Annotated in this window: 17 protein-coding genes and 1 tRNA gene; 12 read left to right on the top strand and 6 right to left on the bottom strand. The window is 67.6% G+C overall.

Going from position 1 to position 16,770, the window contains the following annotated elements; translation table 11 throughout:
- Positions 1-101: 101 nt before the first annotated feature.
- On the bottom strand, positions 102-1,112 hold the full coding sequence (locus NE234_RS05820; protein ID WP_252777806.1) for an NAD(P)-dependent oxidoreductase: 1,011 nt from the start codon (positions 1,110-1,112) through the stop codon (positions 102-104).
- Entirely contained in the window at positions 1,109-1,705 is a 597-nt protein-coding gene (locus NE234_RS05815) for a 5-formyltetrahydrofolate cyclo-ligase (protein WP_252777805.1), read from the bottom strand. The genes NE234_RS05820 and NE234_RS05815 overlap by 4 nt, the downstream gene beginning before the upstream one ends.
- Positions 1,706-1,807: 102 nt before the next feature.
- Between NE234_RS05815 and galU the strand changes: the two genes are divergently transcribed.
- The 7 genes from galU to NE234_RS05780 all read left to right on the top strand — a co-directional run bounded on the left by galU (position 1,808) and on the right by NE234_RS05780 (position 6,822).
- Positions 1,808-2,722, top strand: coding sequence for a UTP--glucose-1-phosphate uridylyltransferase GalU (galU, locus tag NE234_RS05810; RefSeq protein ID WP_252777804.1), 915 nt, complete (start codon positions 1,808-1,810; stop codon positions 2,720-2,722).
- Entirely contained in the window at positions 2,706-3,920 is a 1,215-nt protein-coding gene (gene glp / locus NE234_RS05805; protein WP_252777803.1) for a molybdotransferase-like divisome protein Glp, read from the top strand. The genes galU and glp overlap by 17 nt, the downstream gene beginning before the upstream one ends.
- On the top strand, positions 3,917-4,387 hold the full coding sequence (gene moaC, locus NE234_RS05800) for a cyclic pyranopterin monophosphate synthase MoaC (RefSeq protein ID WP_252777802.1): 471 nt from the start codon (positions 3,917-3,919) through the stop codon (positions 4,385-4,387). Before glp ends, moaC begins: the two co-directional genes overlap by 4 nt.
- 14 nt (positions 4,388-4,401) lie before the next feature.
- Entirely contained in the window at positions 4,402-4,872 is a 471-nt protein-coding gene (locus NE234_RS05795; RefSeq protein WP_252777801.1) for a MogA/MoaB family molybdenum cofactor biosynthesis protein, read from the top strand.
- Between the two features lie 50 nt (positions 4,873-4,922).
- Positions 4,923-5,537, top strand: coding sequence for a GNAT family N-acetyltransferase (locus tag NE234_RS05790; RefSeq protein ID WP_252777800.1), 615 nt, complete (start codon positions 4,923-4,925; stop codon positions 5,535-5,537).
- 340 nt (positions 5,538-5,877) lie between these two features.
- Positions 5,878-6,477, top strand: a complete 600-nt coding sequence (sepX, locus tag NE234_RS05785; RefSeq protein WP_252777799.1) for a divisome protein SepX/GlpR — start codon at positions 5,878-5,880, stop codon at positions 6,475-6,477.
- Positions 6,478-6,748: 271 nt separating this feature from the next.
- Positions 6,749-6,822 (top strand) — tRNA-Ala (locus tag NE234_RS05780).
- 163 nt (positions 6,823-6,985) lie between these two features.
- On the opposite strand, the gene NE234_RS05775 is transcribed toward NE234_RS05780, so the two are convergent.
- Entirely contained in the window at positions 6,986-7,249 is a 264-nt protein-coding gene (locus tag NE234_RS05775) for a tyrosine-type recombinase/integrase (RefSeq protein WP_252777798.1), read from the bottom strand.
- A 654-nt stretch (positions 7,250-7,903) separates the two neighbouring features.
- Between NE234_RS05775 and NE234_RS05770 the strand changes: the two genes are divergently transcribed.
- Positions 7,904-8,479 (top strand): GNAT family N-acetyltransferase, encoded by a 576-nt coding sequence (locus NE234_RS05770; RefSeq protein WP_252777797.1) that lies wholly within the window; start codon positions 7,904-7,906, stop codon positions 8,477-8,479.
- Positions 8,480-8,531: 52 nt separating this feature from the next.
- Here the strand turns inward: NE234_RS05770 and NE234_RS05765 are convergent, their stop codons facing one another.
- Together NE234_RS05765 and NE234_RS05760 are read right to left on the bottom strand one after the other, a co-directional pair.
- Complete coding sequence (locus tag NE234_RS05765) at positions 8,532-9,110, bottom strand: DUF3885 domain-containing protein (RefSeq protein ID WP_252777796.1); 579 nt, start codon at positions 9,108-9,110, stop codon at positions 8,532-8,534.
- A gap of 98 nt (positions 9,111-9,208) precedes the next feature.
- The gene (locus NE234_RS05760) at positions 9,209-9,973 is read right to left on the bottom strand and encodes a maleylpyruvate isomerase family mycothiol-dependent enzyme (RefSeq protein WP_252777795.1); all 765 of its coding nucleotides are present in this window, start codon (positions 9,971-9,973) and stop codon (positions 9,209-9,211) included.
- 87 nt (positions 9,974-10,060) lie between these two features.
- Here NE234_RS05760 and NE234_RS05755 point away from each other — a divergent pair, with 87 nt between their 5' ends.
- Positions 10,061-10,675, top strand: a complete 615-nt coding sequence (locus NE234_RS05755) for a hypothetical protein (RefSeq protein WP_252777794.1) — start codon at positions 10,061-10,063, stop codon at positions 10,673-10,675.
- 51 nt (positions 10,676-10,726) lie between these two features.
- On the opposite strand, the gene hemC is transcribed toward NE234_RS05755, so the two are convergent.
- Positions 10,727-11,680: a hydroxymethylbilane synthase gene (gene hemC / locus NE234_RS05750; protein ID WP_252777793.1), complete on the bottom strand. Its 954-nt coding sequence runs from the start codon at positions 11,678-11,680 to the stop codon at positions 10,727-10,729.
- Positions 11,681-12,615: 935 nt separating this feature from the next.
- Here hemC and NE234_RS05745 point away from each other — a divergent pair.
- The 3 genes from NE234_RS05745 (at position 12,616) to NE234_RS05735 (ending at position 16,627) form a co-directional block, all read left to right on the top strand.
- Positions 12,616-13,704: a hypothetical protein gene (locus NE234_RS05745; RefSeq protein ID WP_252777792.1), complete on the top strand. Its 1,089-nt coding sequence runs from the start codon at positions 12,616-12,618 to the stop codon at positions 13,702-13,704.
- The gene (locus NE234_RS05740; protein ID WP_252777791.1) at positions 13,691-14,854 is read left to right on the top strand and encodes a hypothetical protein; all 1,164 of its coding nucleotides are present in this window, start codon (positions 13,691-13,693) and stop codon (positions 14,852-14,854) included. Before NE234_RS05745 ends, NE234_RS05740 begins: the two co-directional genes overlap by 14 nt.
- 867 nt (positions 14,855-15,721) lie before the next feature.
- Positions 15,722-16,627 (top strand): hypothetical protein, encoded by a 906-nt coding sequence (locus NE234_RS05735; protein WP_252777790.1) that lies wholly within the window; start codon positions 15,722-15,724, stop codon positions 16,625-16,627.
- Positions 16,628-16,770: the final 143 nt, after the last annotated feature.

The following is a 16,770-nucleotide window of genomic DNA, read 5'->3' as shown; positions in this document are numbered from 1 at the left end:
CGCCGTACGGGACGGGAAGTACCGACCGGGCGCGCGGATGCGAGAGCGACCGCGACGACGGATCGGCGGTGACGGATCCGCGTCAGCGGATCAGCGGTGGATCAGCGGTGACGGATCAGCGGGTCGAGGCCGTTGACGACGTTCGCCACCGGACGGCCCTCGATCACCGCGCGGACGTTGTCCACGACGGCGGTGATGATGTTCAGCTGCGACTGCCGGGTCGCGCCGGCCGCGTGCGGGGAGAGCAGGACGCCCTCGTGCCGCCGGAGCGGGTGGTCGGCGGGCAGCGGCTCGTCCTCGAACACGTCGAGCGCCGCCCCGGCCAGCCCGCCGCCGTCCAGCGCGGCGAGCACGGCGTCGTCCGGCGCGATGCCGCCGCGCGCGACGTTGATCAGGAACGCGCCCTTCGGCAGCAGCGCCAGCCGCCGCGAGTCCAGCAGCCCGACGGTCTCCGGCGTGCGCGGCAGGCAGACGACGAGGACGTCGGAGCAGGCCAGCAGCTCGTCCAGCTCCAGGTGCACGCCCGTGTCCCGGCGCCGCCGCGACCAGTACGCGACCCGGCAGCCCAGCGCCTCGAACAGCCGCATGACCTCAGCGCCGATCGCGCCCATGCCGAGCACGCCGACGCGGCGGTTCGCCAGCTCGTCCGCGCCGCGGGCGGCCGTCTCCAGCTGCGGCCAGCCGCCCTCCCGCATGCGCCGGTCCGCCCACGACAGCTGCCGGGACAGGTCCAGCGCGGCGGCCAGGGCCCACTCGGCCACCGACCGGGCGTTCGCGCCGGCCGTGTTGGCCACCGCCACTCCGGCCGCGGTCAGCGCGTCCAGGTCGAGGCTGTCCACCCCGACCGACGGCATCTGCACGAACGACAGGCGCGGCGCCGCCGCGACGGCGGCCGCGTCGAGAGTGAGCTCGCCGGTGAAGTCGCCGACGACCAGCTCCGCGCCGGTCAGCGCCGCGTGCAGGGCGTCGCGGCTCCGCTCGGCGGGCACGACGACCTCCGCGCCGATCGGATCGAACACCTGGTGGATCAGCTCCGCGCCGAGCGGCGGCAGCGCGAGCAGCCGCCAGCCCCGGCCGTCGACGCCCCGGCCGTTCGCCTCGCGGCCGCTCACGTCGTGGCCCCGGCGAATCTGACCAGGCCGCCCGACGGAGTGACCACCGCCCGTACGGGAAGGTCGTGCGGCTCGGCGGGGAGGGACGCGACCAGCTCGGTGTCGTACACCGGCGCGATCGTGAGGATGGAGGAGGCGACGCGGGTCAGCGCCCGGTCGTACGAGCCGCCGCCGCGCCCGAGGCGCACGCCGGTGGACGACACCGCGAGGGCGGGCACGATGACGAGGTCGGCGCTGCGGATCGCCTCCGGGCCGCGGGCCGGCTCGGTGGGCTCCAGCAGGCCGTACGGCCCGGGCCGCAGCGAGTCGGGGCCCTCGTAGGACGCCCAGTCGAGGTCGCGGTCCGGCAGCAGCCGGGGGACGAGGACGTACGTGCCGCGCTTCCACAGCGCGAACAGCAGGCTCTGGGTGGCCGGCTCGGAGCCGACCGAGACGTACGCGGCGACGGTGCCGGCCATCTCCGCTTCCGGCAGCGTCAGAACGGTGTCGCGCAACAGCCGCCCGGCGGCGGTGCGTTCGTCCGGGGTGAGGCGGGCGCGGGCCGCCAGCAGGTCCGAACGCAGGGCCGTCTTCTCTCCGGTGATGTCGCGCACGCGTCCATTGTCGCGTGAAATCTGCGTGACATTCCCCTGAGAACGCACGCTGGAAGGGGGACCGTTCGCAGAACCATCGCGATCGGCGGTTAGGGTCTTGTCATGGCCGACCATGTACCCGTCACCAAGGCGGTCGTTCCCGCTGCCGGCCTTGGCACGCGATTCCTGCCCGCGACCAAGGCGACCCCCAAGGAGATGCTGCCGATCGTCGACAAGCCGGCGATCCAGTACGTCGTCGAGGAGGCCGTCTCGGCCGGGCTGGACGACATCCTGCTGATCACCGGGCGGGGCAAGCGCCCGATCGAGGACCACTTCGACCGCGCGTACGAGCTGGAGGAGGCGCTCCGCGCCAAGGAGGACCCCGAGCGGCTGCACTCGGTCCGGGAGTCCGCCGAGCTCGCCGACGTCCACTACGTCCGCCAGGGCGAGCCCAAGGGCCTCGGCCACGCCGTCCACTGCGCCCGCCGGCACGTCGGCGACGAGCCGTTCGCCGTGCTGCTCGGCGACGACCTGATCGACGAGCGCGACGCGCTGCTGCAGCGCATGCTCCAGGTCCGCGAGACGTACGGCGGCAGCGTGGTGGCGCTGATGGAGGTCGAGCCCGAGCAGGTGTCGCTGTACGGCTGCGCCGCGATCGAGCCGACCGACGAGGACGACGTCGTCCGCGTCACCGACCTCGTCGAGAAGCCCGTGCCCGGTGAGGCGCCGAGCCGGTGGATCATCATCGGCCGGTACGTCTGCGACCCGGCCGTGTTCGACGTGCTGGAGAAGACCCCGCCGGGGCGGGGCGGCGAGATCCAGCTCACGGACGCGCTGCTCACGCTGGCCAAGCGGGACAGCTCCGAGGGCGGCCCGGTGCACGGCGTGCTGTTCCGCGGCCGTCGCTACGACACCGGCAACAAGCTGGACTACCTGCGCACGGTCGTGCAGTTCGCGGCCGACCGGCCCGAGCTGGCCGACGAGTTCCTGCCGTGGCTCCGAGAGTTCGTGGCGAAGCACGATGAAGCGGGTAGATGAGCATCTGGCGGACATCCTGGGGTCGGTACGGGAGCTTCCGCCCCTGGAGCTGGCCCTGCCGGAGTCACTCGGCGGGGTCCTCGCCGAGCCCGTCACCGCGCCCGTCGACCTGCCACCGTTCGACAACTCCGCCATGGACGGCTACGCGGTGCTGGCCGCGGACGTCGCGGCCGCGTCCGAGACATCACCCGTGAGCCTGTCGGTCGTCGGCGACATCGCCGCCGGCGACCAGGGCGCGTACGACATCACCCCGGGGCGGTGCGCCCGCATCATGACCGGCGCGCCGCTGCCCGGGGGCGCGGACGCCATCGTCCCGGTCGAGTGGACCGACGGCGGCGCCGCGAAGGTGACGATCCGCCGGCCCGCCACGCCCGGCCACTACATCCGGCGCGCGGGCGAGGACGTCACCGCGGGGCAGACGGTCCTGCCGGCCGGCACCCGGCTCGGTGCCGCCCAGGTCGGCATGCTCGCCGCGGTCGGCCGGGCCCGCGTCCTCGTACGCCCCCGGCCCCGCGTCGCCGTGCTGTCCACCGGCAGTGAGCTCGTCGAGCCCGGCAGCCCGGTCGGGCCCGGCCAGATCTGGGACTCCAACAGCTTCGCGCTGACCGCCGCCGTCACCGAGGCGGGCGGCGTGGGGTTCCGGGTGGGCTCGGTCGGCGACGACCCGCGCGAGGTCCTGGCCACGATCCAGGAGCAGCTCGCGTCCGCCGACGTGATCATCACGTCGGGCGGGGTGAGCATGGGCGCCTACGACGTCGTCAAGGAGGTGCTGTCCGGGCTCGGCACGATGCGGTTCGAGAAGGTCGCGATGCGGCCCGGCAAGCCCCAGGGCTTCGGCCTGCTCGACGACCGCGTGCCCGTCTTCACGCTGCCCGGCAACCCGGTCAGCGCGTTCGTCTCCTTCCAGGTGTTCGTCCGCCCGGCGCTGCGCGCGCTGCAGGGCCTGCCGCCCGCGCCGCCGCGCACCGTACGGGCCCCCCTCCGCGTGCCGATCGACTCCTCGCCGGAGGGGCTGCGGCACTACCTTCGCGCGAACCTCGGGGAAGACGAGGGCGGGGATCCCTGGGTGGCCCCCGCGGAGGCGCAGGGCTCCCACCAGGTGTTCGCGCTGTCGTCCTCGAACGCCCTGATCGTCGTCCCCGAGGACGTCACCTCGCTGCAGGCAGGGCAGACCGTCGACGTACTGGAGCTGCCATGAGTGGTTTTTCCCACCTGGACGAGTCCGGGGCGGCCCGGATGGTGGACGTCTCCGCCAAGGAGGTCTCCGCCCGTACGGCCACCGCCACCGGCTTCGTACGGCTGTCCGCGGACTGCGTCGCGGCCCTCCGCGCCGGGAACGTCCCCAAGGGCGACGCGCTCGCCGTCGCCCGCATCGCGGGGATCCAGGCGGCCAAGCGCACCCCGGACCTCGTCCCGCTGTGCCACCCCATCGCCATCCACGGCGTCACCGTCGACCTGACCGTACGGGACGACGGGGTCGCCATCACGGCGCAGGTGCGCACCGCCGACCGCACGGGCGTGGAGATGGAGGCGCTGACCTGCGTGTCCGTTGCCGGGCTGGCCCTCATCGACATGGTCAAGGCGGTCGACCCGGCGGCCGTGATCACGGACGTGCGCGTCGAGGAGAAGACCGGCGGCAAGACCGGCGTCTGGCGGCGGCCATGACGACGATCAGGGCCATGGCGGTCACCGTTTCCAACCGCGCCTCCGCGGGCGTGTACGAGGACACCTCCGGGCCGGTCCTCGTCCGCCTCCTGCGCGACCTGGGCTGCGAGGTCGACGGCCCGGTCGTCGTCCCCGACGGCGAGCCGGTCGAGGAGGTCCTGCGCGAGGCGGTCGCGCAGGGCTACGACGCCGTCGTCACCAGCGGCGGCACCGGGCTCACCCCGACCGACCGGACCCCGGAGATGACCCGGCGCGTCATCGAGCGCGAGATTCCCGGAATCGCCGAGGCCATCCGGTTCGCCGGCCGGGAGAAGGTCCCGGCCGCGATCCTGTCCCGTGGCCTCGCGGGCGTCGCCGGCCGTACCCTCATCGTCAACCTCCCCGGCTCCACGGGCGGGGTTCGCGACGGGATGGCCGTGCTCGGAGAGGTGTTGCGACACGCCGTCGACCAGATCGGCGGCGGCGATCATCCACGCACTGCCTGACGAGGATGGCGTAGGACCCGTCACAGGGGAATCATGTGAGTGTGGCAAGCATGCGGGGTTGGCCGGCCAACCTGAACGAGGGGCCGGTCGGGCTGCGGCCCTTGCGGCTGCGCGACGCGCGGACCTGGCGGGATGTGCGGATTCGCAACGCCGAATGGCTGCGCCCGTGGGAGCCCACCAATCCCGAGACGCCGCTGTTCCGCACCGGCCTCGGCCCCTACCTCAGCATGGTCCAGACGATGCGCCGCGAGGCCCGGCACGGCCTGGCCCTCCCGTGGGTCGTGACGTACGACGGGGAGTTCGTCGGCCAGCTCACGATCGGCGCCATCGTCTGGGGCTCGGCCCGGTCGGCGCAGATCGGCTACTGGGTCGACAAGGCCGTCGCCGGCCGCGGTGTCATGCCGACCGCCGTCGCGCTCGCCGTCGACCACGCGTTCTTCAACGTCGGCCTGCACCGCGTCGAGGCGAACATCCGCCCGGAGAACACCGCCAGCCGTCGTGTCGTGGACAAACTCGGCTTCCGCGAAGAAGGCGTCCGACGACGTCACTTGCACATCGACGGCGCCTGGCGTGACCACATCTGTTATGCGCTGACCACCGAGGACGTTCCCGGCGGCCTGATGACGCGCTGGCGCGCCAGCACCCGCCAGACTTTCCCGCGCTGACGGGAATTCACCGTCCCGTCACCGGGCGGCCGGACCCTAGACGTGGGCGACGGTTGCGGCGGTGGGGAGCCACGCGCCGAAGGCGGACAGTGGTATGAAAGATGCCTAAATGTGATGTTTGCGAAACCATACTCCGGATAACCGAGAGTTGCGGGTGCCGTACGTCGTGATCATGGTGCCTGGAAACTTTCGGTCAGCAAAGTTTCAGGAAGGATCCGATCTCGCGACACACCGCCCCTAATACTCGTCAACCACTGACGGTGGGTCTTAGCGTGCGGGACGTGAGCGGGAGCGTGTGCCAGGTCAGCCTGCGGCCTGGACGCGCCTACGAGGAGGGCTGATGAGCAGCGCACTCCTCTATCTCGCCATCGTTGTCGTCTGGGGCATCGTCCTGGTCCCCATGTGGCTCCGCCGCGACGGATCCCGCACCCGCAACCGCCGCCTCGACGAGGACACCGACGCGCCCGTCGAGGGCGTCGAGGCCGCTGAGGGCGTCGAGGAGGGCCTGATCGAGGACGACGTCGCCCCGGTGGCGACCCCGGCCCGCGCGGCCCGCCACGCCGCCACCCGCCGCGCGAGCCGCGCCGCCGTGATCGCCCGGCGCCGCCGCCGCACCGTCGGCCTCATCCTCCTCCAACTGACGGCCGTCGCCGTCGTCGTCGCCGGCGTCACGCCGTGGTGGTTCACCGTGCCCCCGGCCGTCCTGCTCGTCGGCCACCTCACGCTCCTGCGCAGCGCCGTCAGGATGGACGCCGAACGCCGCGCCCGCCACCTGGCCCGCATGCGCGCCATCGAGGCCGACCGCCGCGCCCGCGCGGAGGAAGAGGCTCGCCTCGCCCGCGAGGCGGCCCAGCGCTCCGCCGAGATCATCTCGATGCCCGAAAGGCCAGAGGAGCAGGTGTACGACCAGTACACCGACCAGCGCGCCGTCGGAGACTGACAGCCCTTCCCCGGCCCCGCCGGCCGGTCGGAGCCGACCGGGTCCCTGTGAGGACCTGCGGGAATCCAGCGGGTGATCACTCAGGCGCCACTGGGGGTGGGTGTCCTCTTCCAGAGGTGTCCACTGAGACGAGCGGTTTTCTCCTCTCGGTAGACACCGCAGGACGAACACCCAGGCTGCTGTTCGCACCGACCCGACCTGCTGTGATCCGGAACACCGGGGAATCGATGCGCGAGGAGTGCCGAATGTTTGCTAGCCTTACAGCGTCCTTGGGGCTGTAGCGCAGTCCGGTAGCGCACCTCGTTCGCATCGAGGGGGTCAGGGGTTCAAATCCCCTCAGCTCCACTTCGGACCTGGGACCAGTGTGGTCGAGAGCTTCGCTCTCTTCCCGCTGGTCCTTCGTCGTTTCCTCCGGGGGACACCCCCGGGCCCCCGATGGTCAAAGGCCGGTCCCGATCACGGAACCGGCCTTTTTTCGATCTCGTACAGCAGCGAAGTACAGCAACGGCTACGAATCGAGCCGCTTGCCGAGCCGCTTGAGCGCCTTCCGCGTGGCGTCCGAGGAGACCTCGCCGTAGACGTTCATCGTGACCGAGATCTGGCTGTGCCGCAGGTTCTGCATCGCCACCCTCGGGTGAACGCCCATCGCGACCAGGATCGAGGCGCACGTCTTGCGCGTCGCGTGAACCGGGATCTTCCGGACGTCGGCCTTCGCGCACGCGGTGGCGAAGCTCCGATTGAAGTTACGCGGCTCGATCGGCTGCCCGCCCACTCACCCCCGGCAGCGTCGGGGGCCGCCGTCTGGTCCTTCTCACGCTCGCGGAGCGCGGTGGCGCAGATGTCGACGAGGGGGAGCACCGCGTCAGAGCTTTCGGTCTTGGTCTCGCGGTGCAGGAGCTGCCGCCGGATTCGCTGGATCTGCCAGCCGATCGTCAGCTCTGACTTGTCCAGGTCGACATCCTCCCAGCGCAGCCCCAGCACCTCACCGCGCCGCAGGCCGAGAACGAGGATCAGCACGTACGCGGGATAGAGGGGGTCACGCCGCTTACGGGCCGACTCCAGGAACTTGCGCGCCTCGGCGACGGACCACGGCTTGACCTTCCGCCGGCGCGGCTTGGGAACCCGCATCAGCGCGGCCACGTTGCGCGGGATGATCTCTTTCCGGACGGCGTTGTTCAGCGCCGCACGGAGGACCGTCCAGGCATCCCGCACGGTGCGCTCAGAGGCGATCTGCTCGCAGCACTCACCCACGGCGCAGCACCGCCGGTCATGCGGCGCCGACGAGGGAGTCACGGCGGACCGGATGGCGGGGAGTCGAGTCATAGCGGTCTGCCAGTTCCTGTAGGGCGATCGCCGCATCGTTGCTGGGACGTCGCCCGCATTAATCCGTTTCATGTGTCACCACGGCTCTGTCAGCATGAAGCCCATGCGCCACCCTCTTGACACGCTGGACTGGCCGATTTCCACCGGCCGACTGCTGTTGCGCCGGGCTGCCCCCGACGACCTGGACGCGACCTGGACCTACCGGCAACTACCGGAGACTCACGAATGGGTCCGGGCCGCCACGGTGACGTACGACGACTACCGTGAGCGTTTTCTCCGCGATGAGCAGCTCGCAGACCTGCTCATCGTGGAACTGGACGGCCAGGTGATCGGCGATCTGACGCTGCAGATCCAAGACGCTTGGGCCCAGGAGGAGGTCGCTGACCAGGCGAAAGGCGTCCAAGGAGAGCTCGGGTGGACGTTGGATCCCTCCTACAGAGGCAAGGGCTACGCCACCGAAGCGGTACGCGCCCTCATCGACGTCGCCTTCGGGAGCCTTGGCCTGCGCCGTCTGCACGCGGACTGTTTCTACGACAACGAGCCTTCGTGGCGGCTCATGGAGCGGGTTGGGATGCGCCGCGAACAGCACACGGTGAAAGACTCTCTCCACCGCACCAAGGGATGGATCGACGGTCTCTCATACGCGATCCTGGCCGAGGAGTGGCCCGCTTCCGAGTGATGGACCACCCCGCTGTCCGGTTTCACACATCAAGATTGAGCTGGATCTTGGTCTAGAGCCCCAATGGGTGGCTCGACAGCCAGGCGCTGTGTCGCTGCTTGAACGCATCGCGTTCTTGGACTGTGGAGGTGATGAGGTCTGCGCCCCCGTCGTAGGGGTGATACACCCAGCACAGATCACTTGGAGCGAAGATCACGAAGCCGAGTTGGTCATCCGCGACGGCCCGCAGCAGCGGATCCAGCAGAGCCGACTCGTACGGCATCCAGCTCGCGCGAAGTTCGATCTCCGTCGTAGGCCCGAAGTCCGGGTCCTCTTCCGGCGTCAGCGTGTACCACAGCACCGCATCCGGGTGCAGGCTGCTGTCCGGCCGCCAACGCCACTCGGGCCCGTGGTAGGAGTCGGCGATGACATACATGCCTTCTGCGGCGCCGAGCTCCTCGAGGATGGTGTGGTGCCGCCCAAGCACGACTTCGAGCTCTTCTTCGGTATCGGGGTACCGCTTCGAACCGGGGAGGCTGTGAAACCTCACCCACCTGTCCCGGAATCGATATTTCAGCCTGTAAGCGGACGGTGTCCCACCCCACCGGTCATTCCACAACGCCGTCAGGGCATCGAGCCGCTTCTGATCCAAAGCTCTCTCCAGGCATCCATGGACGCTCGCAAGCCATCCACCCGCGAAGGTCGGTGACCGGCGCGGGATGGATCATAGAGGCCGACGGCTGGCACGTTTCATGCGAACGGGAAGTATTCGGGCAGCCGTAGGGCGGTTCCAGGGTCGGTGGCGTTCTTGACCTGGATTCCGTGAGCGCCACGCCCAAGCAGCCAGGCCAGCAATTGCCCACCTGCGGCCGATATCTCGGCGTCGGCCGGTCCGTGACCGTGAGCGAGAGAGTCCCGAGTGATGCGCCAGGCCGCTCCGTTGGTTTCATCGTGTAGGCGCCATCGGTAGCCTTCCGGTGCGTCCCGGGCACGAGTGGGCAGGCTGCAGATGGCGCGTGGCAGGAACACGGCGACGAACTCCTCCGGCCAGTCTGCGGGCCGGTACCCGGCGGCCAGGTCGACGTGGTGCACCTCGACCTCCCGCCAGCGGGCACGAACTCCATCGCGAACGGCTTGATGCGTCCGCAACGTGGTGGTCATCAGGTGCCACGCGTGCTCGGGCAGGGCCTGCCAGTCGTGTTCCAGCGAAGCCGTAGCGGAGCGAAGATCAGCGAGGAGTTCGGACGCTCGACGGTACGCGCCTTCCTCGATCTCTCGTTCCCGGCCGGATGCGCCTCCGGGATATTGCTGGACCTGCCGTCCGGCGATCGCTCCAGCGAGCATGCGGCGTTGCGCGTCGGCATGGCGCGCCAGATGGGTCAGGACGTGCCCGCGGCTCCACCCAGGAAGTAGCGAAGGACCTCGTACGTCTGCGTCGGTGAGGGACGCGACGCTGTCGAGCAGGCGTCTGGTAGCGAGCCTCACATATTCGAGTTCCTGGGTCGGCGTCGGCATGGCTCGATGTCTATCACCGAATCGGTATTCGGGTACCACCGGCGGAATCGCGGAGCGGTCCAGTCAGGTCCTGCTTAGGCTGCGGGTGTGTCTGTCGACTTCGTCGTATCCGTCAGGGCTCCGGTTGCCTTGGCTGCCGTCATCCAGAGCACTTCGCAGACACTGGGCACGCTACTGGCGATCAGCAGAGTTCCGGAGTTGACGCTGGTCGACGGACGAGAGTACGTGCGTGGCGTCCAGACCGACCCCGGTCACGTGCTCCAGGACGATGCGCTGTCCGCGACGACGATCGGTGAGCCGATCCCTCCGAACTCCGACGACCGAGATGTCGGGACTCGCTTCTTCGAGATGGACGTCGCCGGGTTCAGCGAGAGGACGCGGGTCATGCTGTTCGACCAGCGCATGGCTGAGTGGGCCGAGAAGGACTCGCTGGTGCGAGCCGTGGTCAGCCCGGCACGAACGTGCGTGGGCGTCGTCTTGGCGATCGGGTTCGGGCTCGCCACCGCCATCATCGGTAAGGGCGAGATCGTCGACGATGAGATCGGCATGCTACGTCCGGCCATCGAGGACCCGGTGACATTCATCAAGCGGACCCGCTTGGCGGAGCCGAGAGAAGACTTCGCCCACCAGTGCGAAAGATTCATGCGCCAGTTCCCACACCTGAACAACTGGCCACCAGCCCGGCGAATCCTGCCTTGTTAGGTAGGTCGGCGATCGCGACGAAGCCCAGCCGGGAGACGGGCGTCGAGATACTCATGGAGAGTCCGGGATGCCGGCGATGATGTCGCGGGCGCCCTTGCGAGCCAGCGCGGCGGCAACGTGCGCGCCGAGTTCGGACGCGCGGTCGGGCTTGTCCATCTCATGGGCGTAGGCGAACGTATCGCCCTCGCCGGAGAAGACCATGCCGGTGAGGGAGAGCTGCCCCTCGGGCGTGGTGACGCAGTGCCCGGCGATCGGAGAGTTGCAGTGCCCTTGAAGGCCCTGCAGCATCGCGCGTTCGGCCGTCACGTGGGTACGGGTCTGGGCGTCGTCGAGCAGTCGCAGCATCTCGACGATGCCGGTGTCCGCCGTGCGGCATTGGGTCCCGATGACGCCCGCGCCGACAGCCGGGCACATCATCTCCAGGGGCAGGACCTGCCCGACCCGCTCTTCCATCCCGATCCGGCGCAGGCCCGCGCGTGCCAGGATCATCGCGTCGAACCGGCGCTCCGCGTCGAGGCGAGCGAGCCGTGAGTTGACGTTGCCTCGGATGCGATCGATGTGGAGATCGGGGCGGGCCCGCAGAAGCTGCGCCTTGCGCCGTACGGCGGCGGTCGCGACCCGCGCGCCGGCGGGCAGGTCGTCGATGCTGCGGTACGGGGAGCCGGTGGGGAAGACGACGACGTCGTGGACGTCATCTCGCGGCAGGTAGGCCGCGAAGGTCGTGCCCTCGGGAAGCGGGACGTCGCCGGGGACGTCCTTCATGCAGTGCACGGCGATGTCGATGCCGCCCATCACGAGCTGCCGGTCGATCTCCTTGAGGAACGCGCCCTTGCCGCCGAGATCGGCGAGGTCGCCCTGCCAGCGGTCACCGGAGGTCTGGATCCCGACGATCTCGGCCTCGAGCCCCTCGACCATGCCGGTGAGCAGATCGCGCACATGGTTGGCCTGGGCGAGCGCCATCGGCGAGGTCCGTGAGCCGATACGAAGGGGAAGATCGGGCAGCATTTGACCAACGTAGTCCCTTAACCGGCGGGCCGACTTTCGCCCCGGCGCTGTACGCCGCGTGGCAGCGAGGTCCGAACCGGTCAGACCTAATCTTTGCTCCTATCTGCCATGCCCGACGGGCAGGGGGTCGTGCCCGGCGCCGAGTGTCCAGCGTGCGCCTTGGCGCGGTGCGGGCCAGGGCCACGACTGGGCCTTGATGACCGCGTGGGTCAGCTGATCAGGATCGGCGGCTTCTATGAGTCGCCATCCGGCGGGAGGCGGGACCATCGCCCACCAGGATCCCGTGCGTACGCCGAACCAGAACACCAACCCTGGGAACCGCCGATGCAGGACGGCGACCGGATCCGTGTTCACAACCGTCCGCCTGGCCCCGTGTTACGCCTATTCAGGTATTCGGCGAGTCGCGCCGCCGCGCCTGCGGGGTCGTCGACCGTGTGATCTTCATAGTCGTCGCGCCGCCATACGAAAGATCCGCGTGAGGCGTCGATCTCCACCCATATCTTCTGTTGGGTTAGATCGTCCCGAAGAGATACGGCCGGACGCGCATCGCTCAGCCCTGGCTTGAGGCCTAGCCGGACCAAGTGGCGACACAACTCGACCAGCGTCTCAAGCGCCTGTTCTCGGTTGGATCCAGCCACTATGTGCTCCCCTCGTTCGAGTGGGACCGGCTAGGGAACCTGCGTAATCCCTCACTCCACCTGCGTGGAAGGAGGGCCGCGAATCCTCCTGTTGCTGTCGCCAGTCCCACATCCCGTCACTCCGCCTGCGGCGGACGGCTGCAAGTCGTCGCACGTAGGAGCCTGCCAAGGCCCGATGTCCCCTCTCGATATCGGACAAGTGCCGTCTGCGGCTTTTGCTGCTCGGTTGTGTCTCGTTTCGTTCTCGCTCGTGTTACGTTCGACGAGTCTGGGCGGTCGCAGGAAGGGGTCAAAGCGGTGGCCACCACGCTGATACGGCTCAAAGTTGTACTGCGGAAAAAACACCTACAGCCGCATGGGGCGTTCTGTCGGGAATACGACAAAGTGGCACGTACGATCGATCCGGAACTCGTCGGTAGTTGGCCGAGCCGCGCACAGTTCCATCGATGGCTGTCCGGCGAGTTGAAGGGGCTTCCGCACCCGCATCACTGCCGGGTGCTGGAGAAAATGCTCCCCGGCTACACGGCGATGCAGTTGTTCGAGCCCTATGAATCAGCCGAACCGAACACCGCGGAAAGAGACGCGTCTGACCGGTCGGGACTGTTCGACGTCATCGAGAGCCGCATCGATCGCCCGGCGGTCAGTGCCATCGAGTGGGGGCCGGAGCAGTCAGAGGCAGGGCGGAGCCACACCGGACTGTCCGCGCGTGACGCCGCGCACCTGAGCGAGAGCACCCAGCGGGTGGGTCAACGGCTGCTCAAGCTGAAGCAGGAGCAGCGCTTAAGCGATGAGGAGATCACCCAACTCGCTCATCTCGCCGGTTACATCGTCGACCTGGACACCCGCATCGAGATCCATATTGCCCGCGACGGAGCGGCGCGCGTCACCTACCGTTACGAGCTGCTGAACCTGACGGACCGCCCACTGACCCGCCTTGCCCGGGAGCTGTGGTTCGAGCACACCGTGGGCAGGCTCGATCTCTACCCGCTGCGAGAGAGCACCAGACGCATAGCGATTCAGCGCAGACACGACACCCCGAACCTGACCAAGTTCGCCTGCCAGCTATCGCCGGCGATCCAGCCAGGAGAGTCCGCAGTGATCGGCTACGTCTGCGAAGGCGGCAGGTTCGAAGACGCCTTGTACTGGCGGCAAGGCATCAATCGCTACACCCGTCACTTCACGCTGAACCTCCGGCAGGCGGACGCTGGGGACTTGATCGGCTGCTCGGCCATCGAGGAGCATCAAGATGGCCTAGAGATCTCCGCCACCGAAGAGCTGATCTGGGACTACGAAGGGGACGACGTCATCATCACGCTGACCCGCGACTACCTACGCCCTGGCCAGTCGGTCACGCTGCGCTGGACGGTGACGCGTGAGCGCACGTGACGCCATAGAGCACGCTCTTCGAGCTTGGAACCAGCATGAGCTGGGGCGGGGAGCATCGGCCGTAATCGACTTCGACTTCCTTCCTCCCGACGGTGACCCGCCGATGCCCGTCGACCGGCTGACCACCTTCGAGCGGCTGAGCGAGCTGACCACTGAAGTACAGGACCCCGCCGTCCTCAGACGGATCACCGCCGATCTGGCCTATCTTCGCGCCCTGATGGGCGAGCGCCAGCCGCTGGACGCCTACATTCGCGCTACTCAGGGGTGCCCCGCAGCCGGATGGCCGGCCGAATACGTCGCCGCGAAGGGCGAGCAGGCCCGCGCCTGCCTTGACGCACTTGGCGTCGGCTGGGGACCGACCACCATCACCGACCTCGCCCAGGCGGAAGGGCCCATCGACGCCGACGCAGCACCGGATGCGATTCGGCAGGCCGCCACCGAGTACGAGCCTGCGGTCCGCCGTATGACCGACACCAGCGCCCCGTACGAGCTGGCGGTAGAGACGACATCCGTCGACGCCTACTGGGCGTATTGGCTGGACGGCGCTGGTCAGCGGGTCCGGCTACGGCTCAACATGCGTAATGCGACGTTCACCAAGGTCCAGGTCCGCCAGTTCGCCCTCCACGAAGTCCTTGGCCATGGGTTGCAAAGCGCGAGCATCGCCATGCGTTGCCAAGCCGAAGACGTCCCCTGGGTACGTCTGTCATCGGTCCACGGTCCCCAGCAAGTCCTCCTTGAGGGACTCGCCCAAGCCATGCCCCTATTCGTTAGCCCCGATGACGAAGCATTGATCGCCCGCGTCCGTGTCGACCACTACCTCCAACTCGTGCGAGCCGAACTCCATCTTGCCATCAACGCCGGAACGCCCATCGAGGAATGCGTACGGCACGCCAGGCAGCGCGTCCCCTGGTGGACCAACGACCGGATCGCCGGCACGCTGACCGACCGCAGCGCTGATCCTCTGCTCCGTACGTACATGTGGGCTTACGCGGCCGGAATCGACTGGTTCGCCAACCTCGCCGAGACCGACAGCGCTTTGATCAGCCGCGTACTACACGCCGCTTACCGATCGCCGCTCACGCCAGTCGACCTCGAAGCCCTCTGGCCGCAAGGCCCCACCGTCGGAGGCCTCGGAAGCAGCCACAACTAGGCGTCCCAACCCGGTCAGCGAATGGCCGTATGCGAATCGGACCAAGGCAGCAGCACGGCTCGATACCGCTGATCGACCACGCTCAACTCCACCAGCACCCGGCAGAGTGTCGCGCACCTAGTGGGCACGATGTGTCACGCCGGTCATGAGACCCGACAACACAGTCCCCAGCCCGCCGGATGACTTCCTCTACGTCTTCAAGGGCGCCCCGCTTCGCGGGCCGCCAGCGGCCGACCGGCCTTCGGACCGATCCCGGCCTGAACCGGCCGACCGCCCATCCGATAGGGAACACCACTGAAGCCGTAGAAATACCTCACCAACGGGCCGCCTGTTCTCCCACACTGCGCGAATCTCCCAGCCGCAACCGACGCGTAAAGGCCAGGCTGCTACCCGGTCGACAAGCCGAGCCTTGACACACCAGCCACGAGCGGAGGAATCGTAGCTATAGGAGAACGTGGATTTGGGAGCGACAGCGAGGGTCGTGACGATCGCTTCGGGTGGTTGCGCGCGGGCGATCGCCTGCCGCCCCCGCTTCCGTTCCTCGGGCCGTGAACGGCCCTGCGGTACGGGGCGGGGTTACCCCCGAATTACGGCGGTGCTGTCGCAGGTGAGCGTGAGGGCAAACCCAAAATATCTTTCTGGCTGGACTGTTGCGGAACTTCATCGGGATTGTGAGGCGATAGGAGAACATGATGCGCTACTCTGCTGGGAAGAAGGTCGATCACCAGCGACTCGTGCAACCGCCTCTCCCTATAACAGTCAACGATCACGCGGTGACCGTCCTCGCTACGACGTCTCCGGCTACGGTTAAAGCGATGAGTGCGCAAGTGCGACCGAATGCAAGGAGGGGAGAAAAAGATACGCTTCATGAAACGATTCCTACCTCTGGTCATTCTTTTCTCGTCCTTCATGGTAGCGTTAGTTCTCGCCATCACTGCATGCAATATCGCGAGAAAAGTACGTCCTATGGGCCGAATTAGACGCCCTAAATTTAAGTCGATCCCATGGCTTGTCATGTGCGCTACTATTTCCGTAGCGTTCTATTTTGTGGTCGGCATAGTGGCCAGCCCGTCTGTTGCTCTGAGCTACGGCGGCAATTACATCGAAGAGTGTATCTTTGATGTAGATACGCTAATGATGTTTGCAGGCGTTCTGTATTACTTTGATATGAAGGTAGAGGCGCATCCCAAAGTCGTCTTCGCTGGTGTTGCTATAGCGATAGCGGCAAGGACATCGTGCGTCCTCCTGCAAAGTATTGTTTCGCCGCGGTTTCCTGGCATCCTCTACATCGGAGGAGCTGCCACCATTGTGGTGGCCTACAGGGCGGTGATACATGAACAATCTGACGAACCGCGGGCCGTAGTCCATGCAAGAAGAATCGAGAATAAGCTGAGTTTTCTCAGCCGCTGGGCCTCGAGCCTCGTTCCAGTGGTGACTTTGGGGTTAGCGGACCCGGTCGCATGGTCTGATGGCAGTCCTGTGCTTTCCCAGATTTCGGCAATTTCGCTAGCTCTCCTCCTTCTGCCTGCCGTGGTTTCGGTGGCGCAAGTTATTTCTAGTCGGGTGCTCTATTTGGGCAAGGGATTTGGTGTTGTCGTCTCTTTTACGGGAGTGAAAATCGTTCTTCAGGGTATGCACTCTGCCGGATTTCCGGAAGTTCCGGTCATAGAATCTCGGACCGCGCTAGCGATGATACTTGTGTCGGGTGCTATTGTAATAGCCGCATCGCACGTAAAATATGTTCGATCACAAGATCGTGATATCGAAAGCTAGTCCTGATGCGGCATGGGCGACCCGAACGTCGGTCGGTGGTCCGCGGTCAGGGGGAACAGCGCCCAGGCTAACAATGGCGCTGGATGGCCGGGCCCTCGGCAGGTGGCCTCAGGTCCGGGCCTACGGCCGTACGGTCAGCCGCG

Origin of the sequence: Actinoallomurus rhizosphaericola, from assembly GCF_024055675.1 — a bacterium.
Lineage (GTDB): Bacteria > Actinomycetota > Actinomycetes > Streptosporangiales > Streptosporangiaceae > Actinoallomurus > Actinoallomurus soli.
Note: the sequence above shows the minus strand (reverse complement) of the source record. Positions and strands in the feature narration are given on the sequence as shown.

Bases quoted from the DNA above. Each gene is read 5' to 3' on its own strand.
- NE234_RS05790 (WP_252777800.1), top strand. From the start codon at position 4,923: ATGCGGGGTTGGCCGGCCAACCTGAACGAGGGGCCGGTCGGGCTGCGG.
- NE234_RS05735 (WP_252777790.1), top strand. From the start codon at position 15,722: ATGAAACGATTCCTACCTCTGGTCATTCTTTTCTCGTCCTTCATGGTA.
- NE234_RS05795 (WP_252777801.1), top strand. From the start codon at position 4,402: ATGGCGGTCACCGTTTCCAACCGCGCCTCCGCGGGCGTGTACGAGGAC.
- hemC (WP_252777793.1), bottom strand. From the start codon at position 11,680: ATGCTGCCCGATCTTCCCCTTCGTATCGGCTCACGGACCTCGCCGATG.
- galU (WP_252777804.1), top strand. From the start codon at position 1,808: ATGGCCGACCATGTACCCGTCACCAAGGCGGTCGTTCCCGCTGCCGGC.
- sepX (WP_252777799.1), top strand. From the start codon at position 5,878: ATGAGCAGCGCACTCCTCTATCTCGCCATCGTTGTCGTCTGGGGCATC.
- NE234_RS05770 (WP_252777797.1), top strand. From the start codon at position 7,904: ATGCGCCACCCTCTTGACACGCTGGACTGGCCGATTTCCACCGGCCGA.
- glp (WP_252777803.1), top strand. From the start codon at position 2,706: ATGAAGCGGGTAGATGAGCATCTGGCGGACATCCTGGGGTCGGTACGG.
- moaC (WP_252777802.1), top strand. From the start codon at position 3,917: ATGAGTGGTTTTTCCCACCTGGACGAGTCCGGGGCGGCCCGGATGGTG.
- NE234_RS05760 (WP_252777795.1), bottom strand. From the start codon at position 9,973: ATGCCGACGCCGACCCAGGAACTCGAATATGTGAGGCTCGCTACCAGA.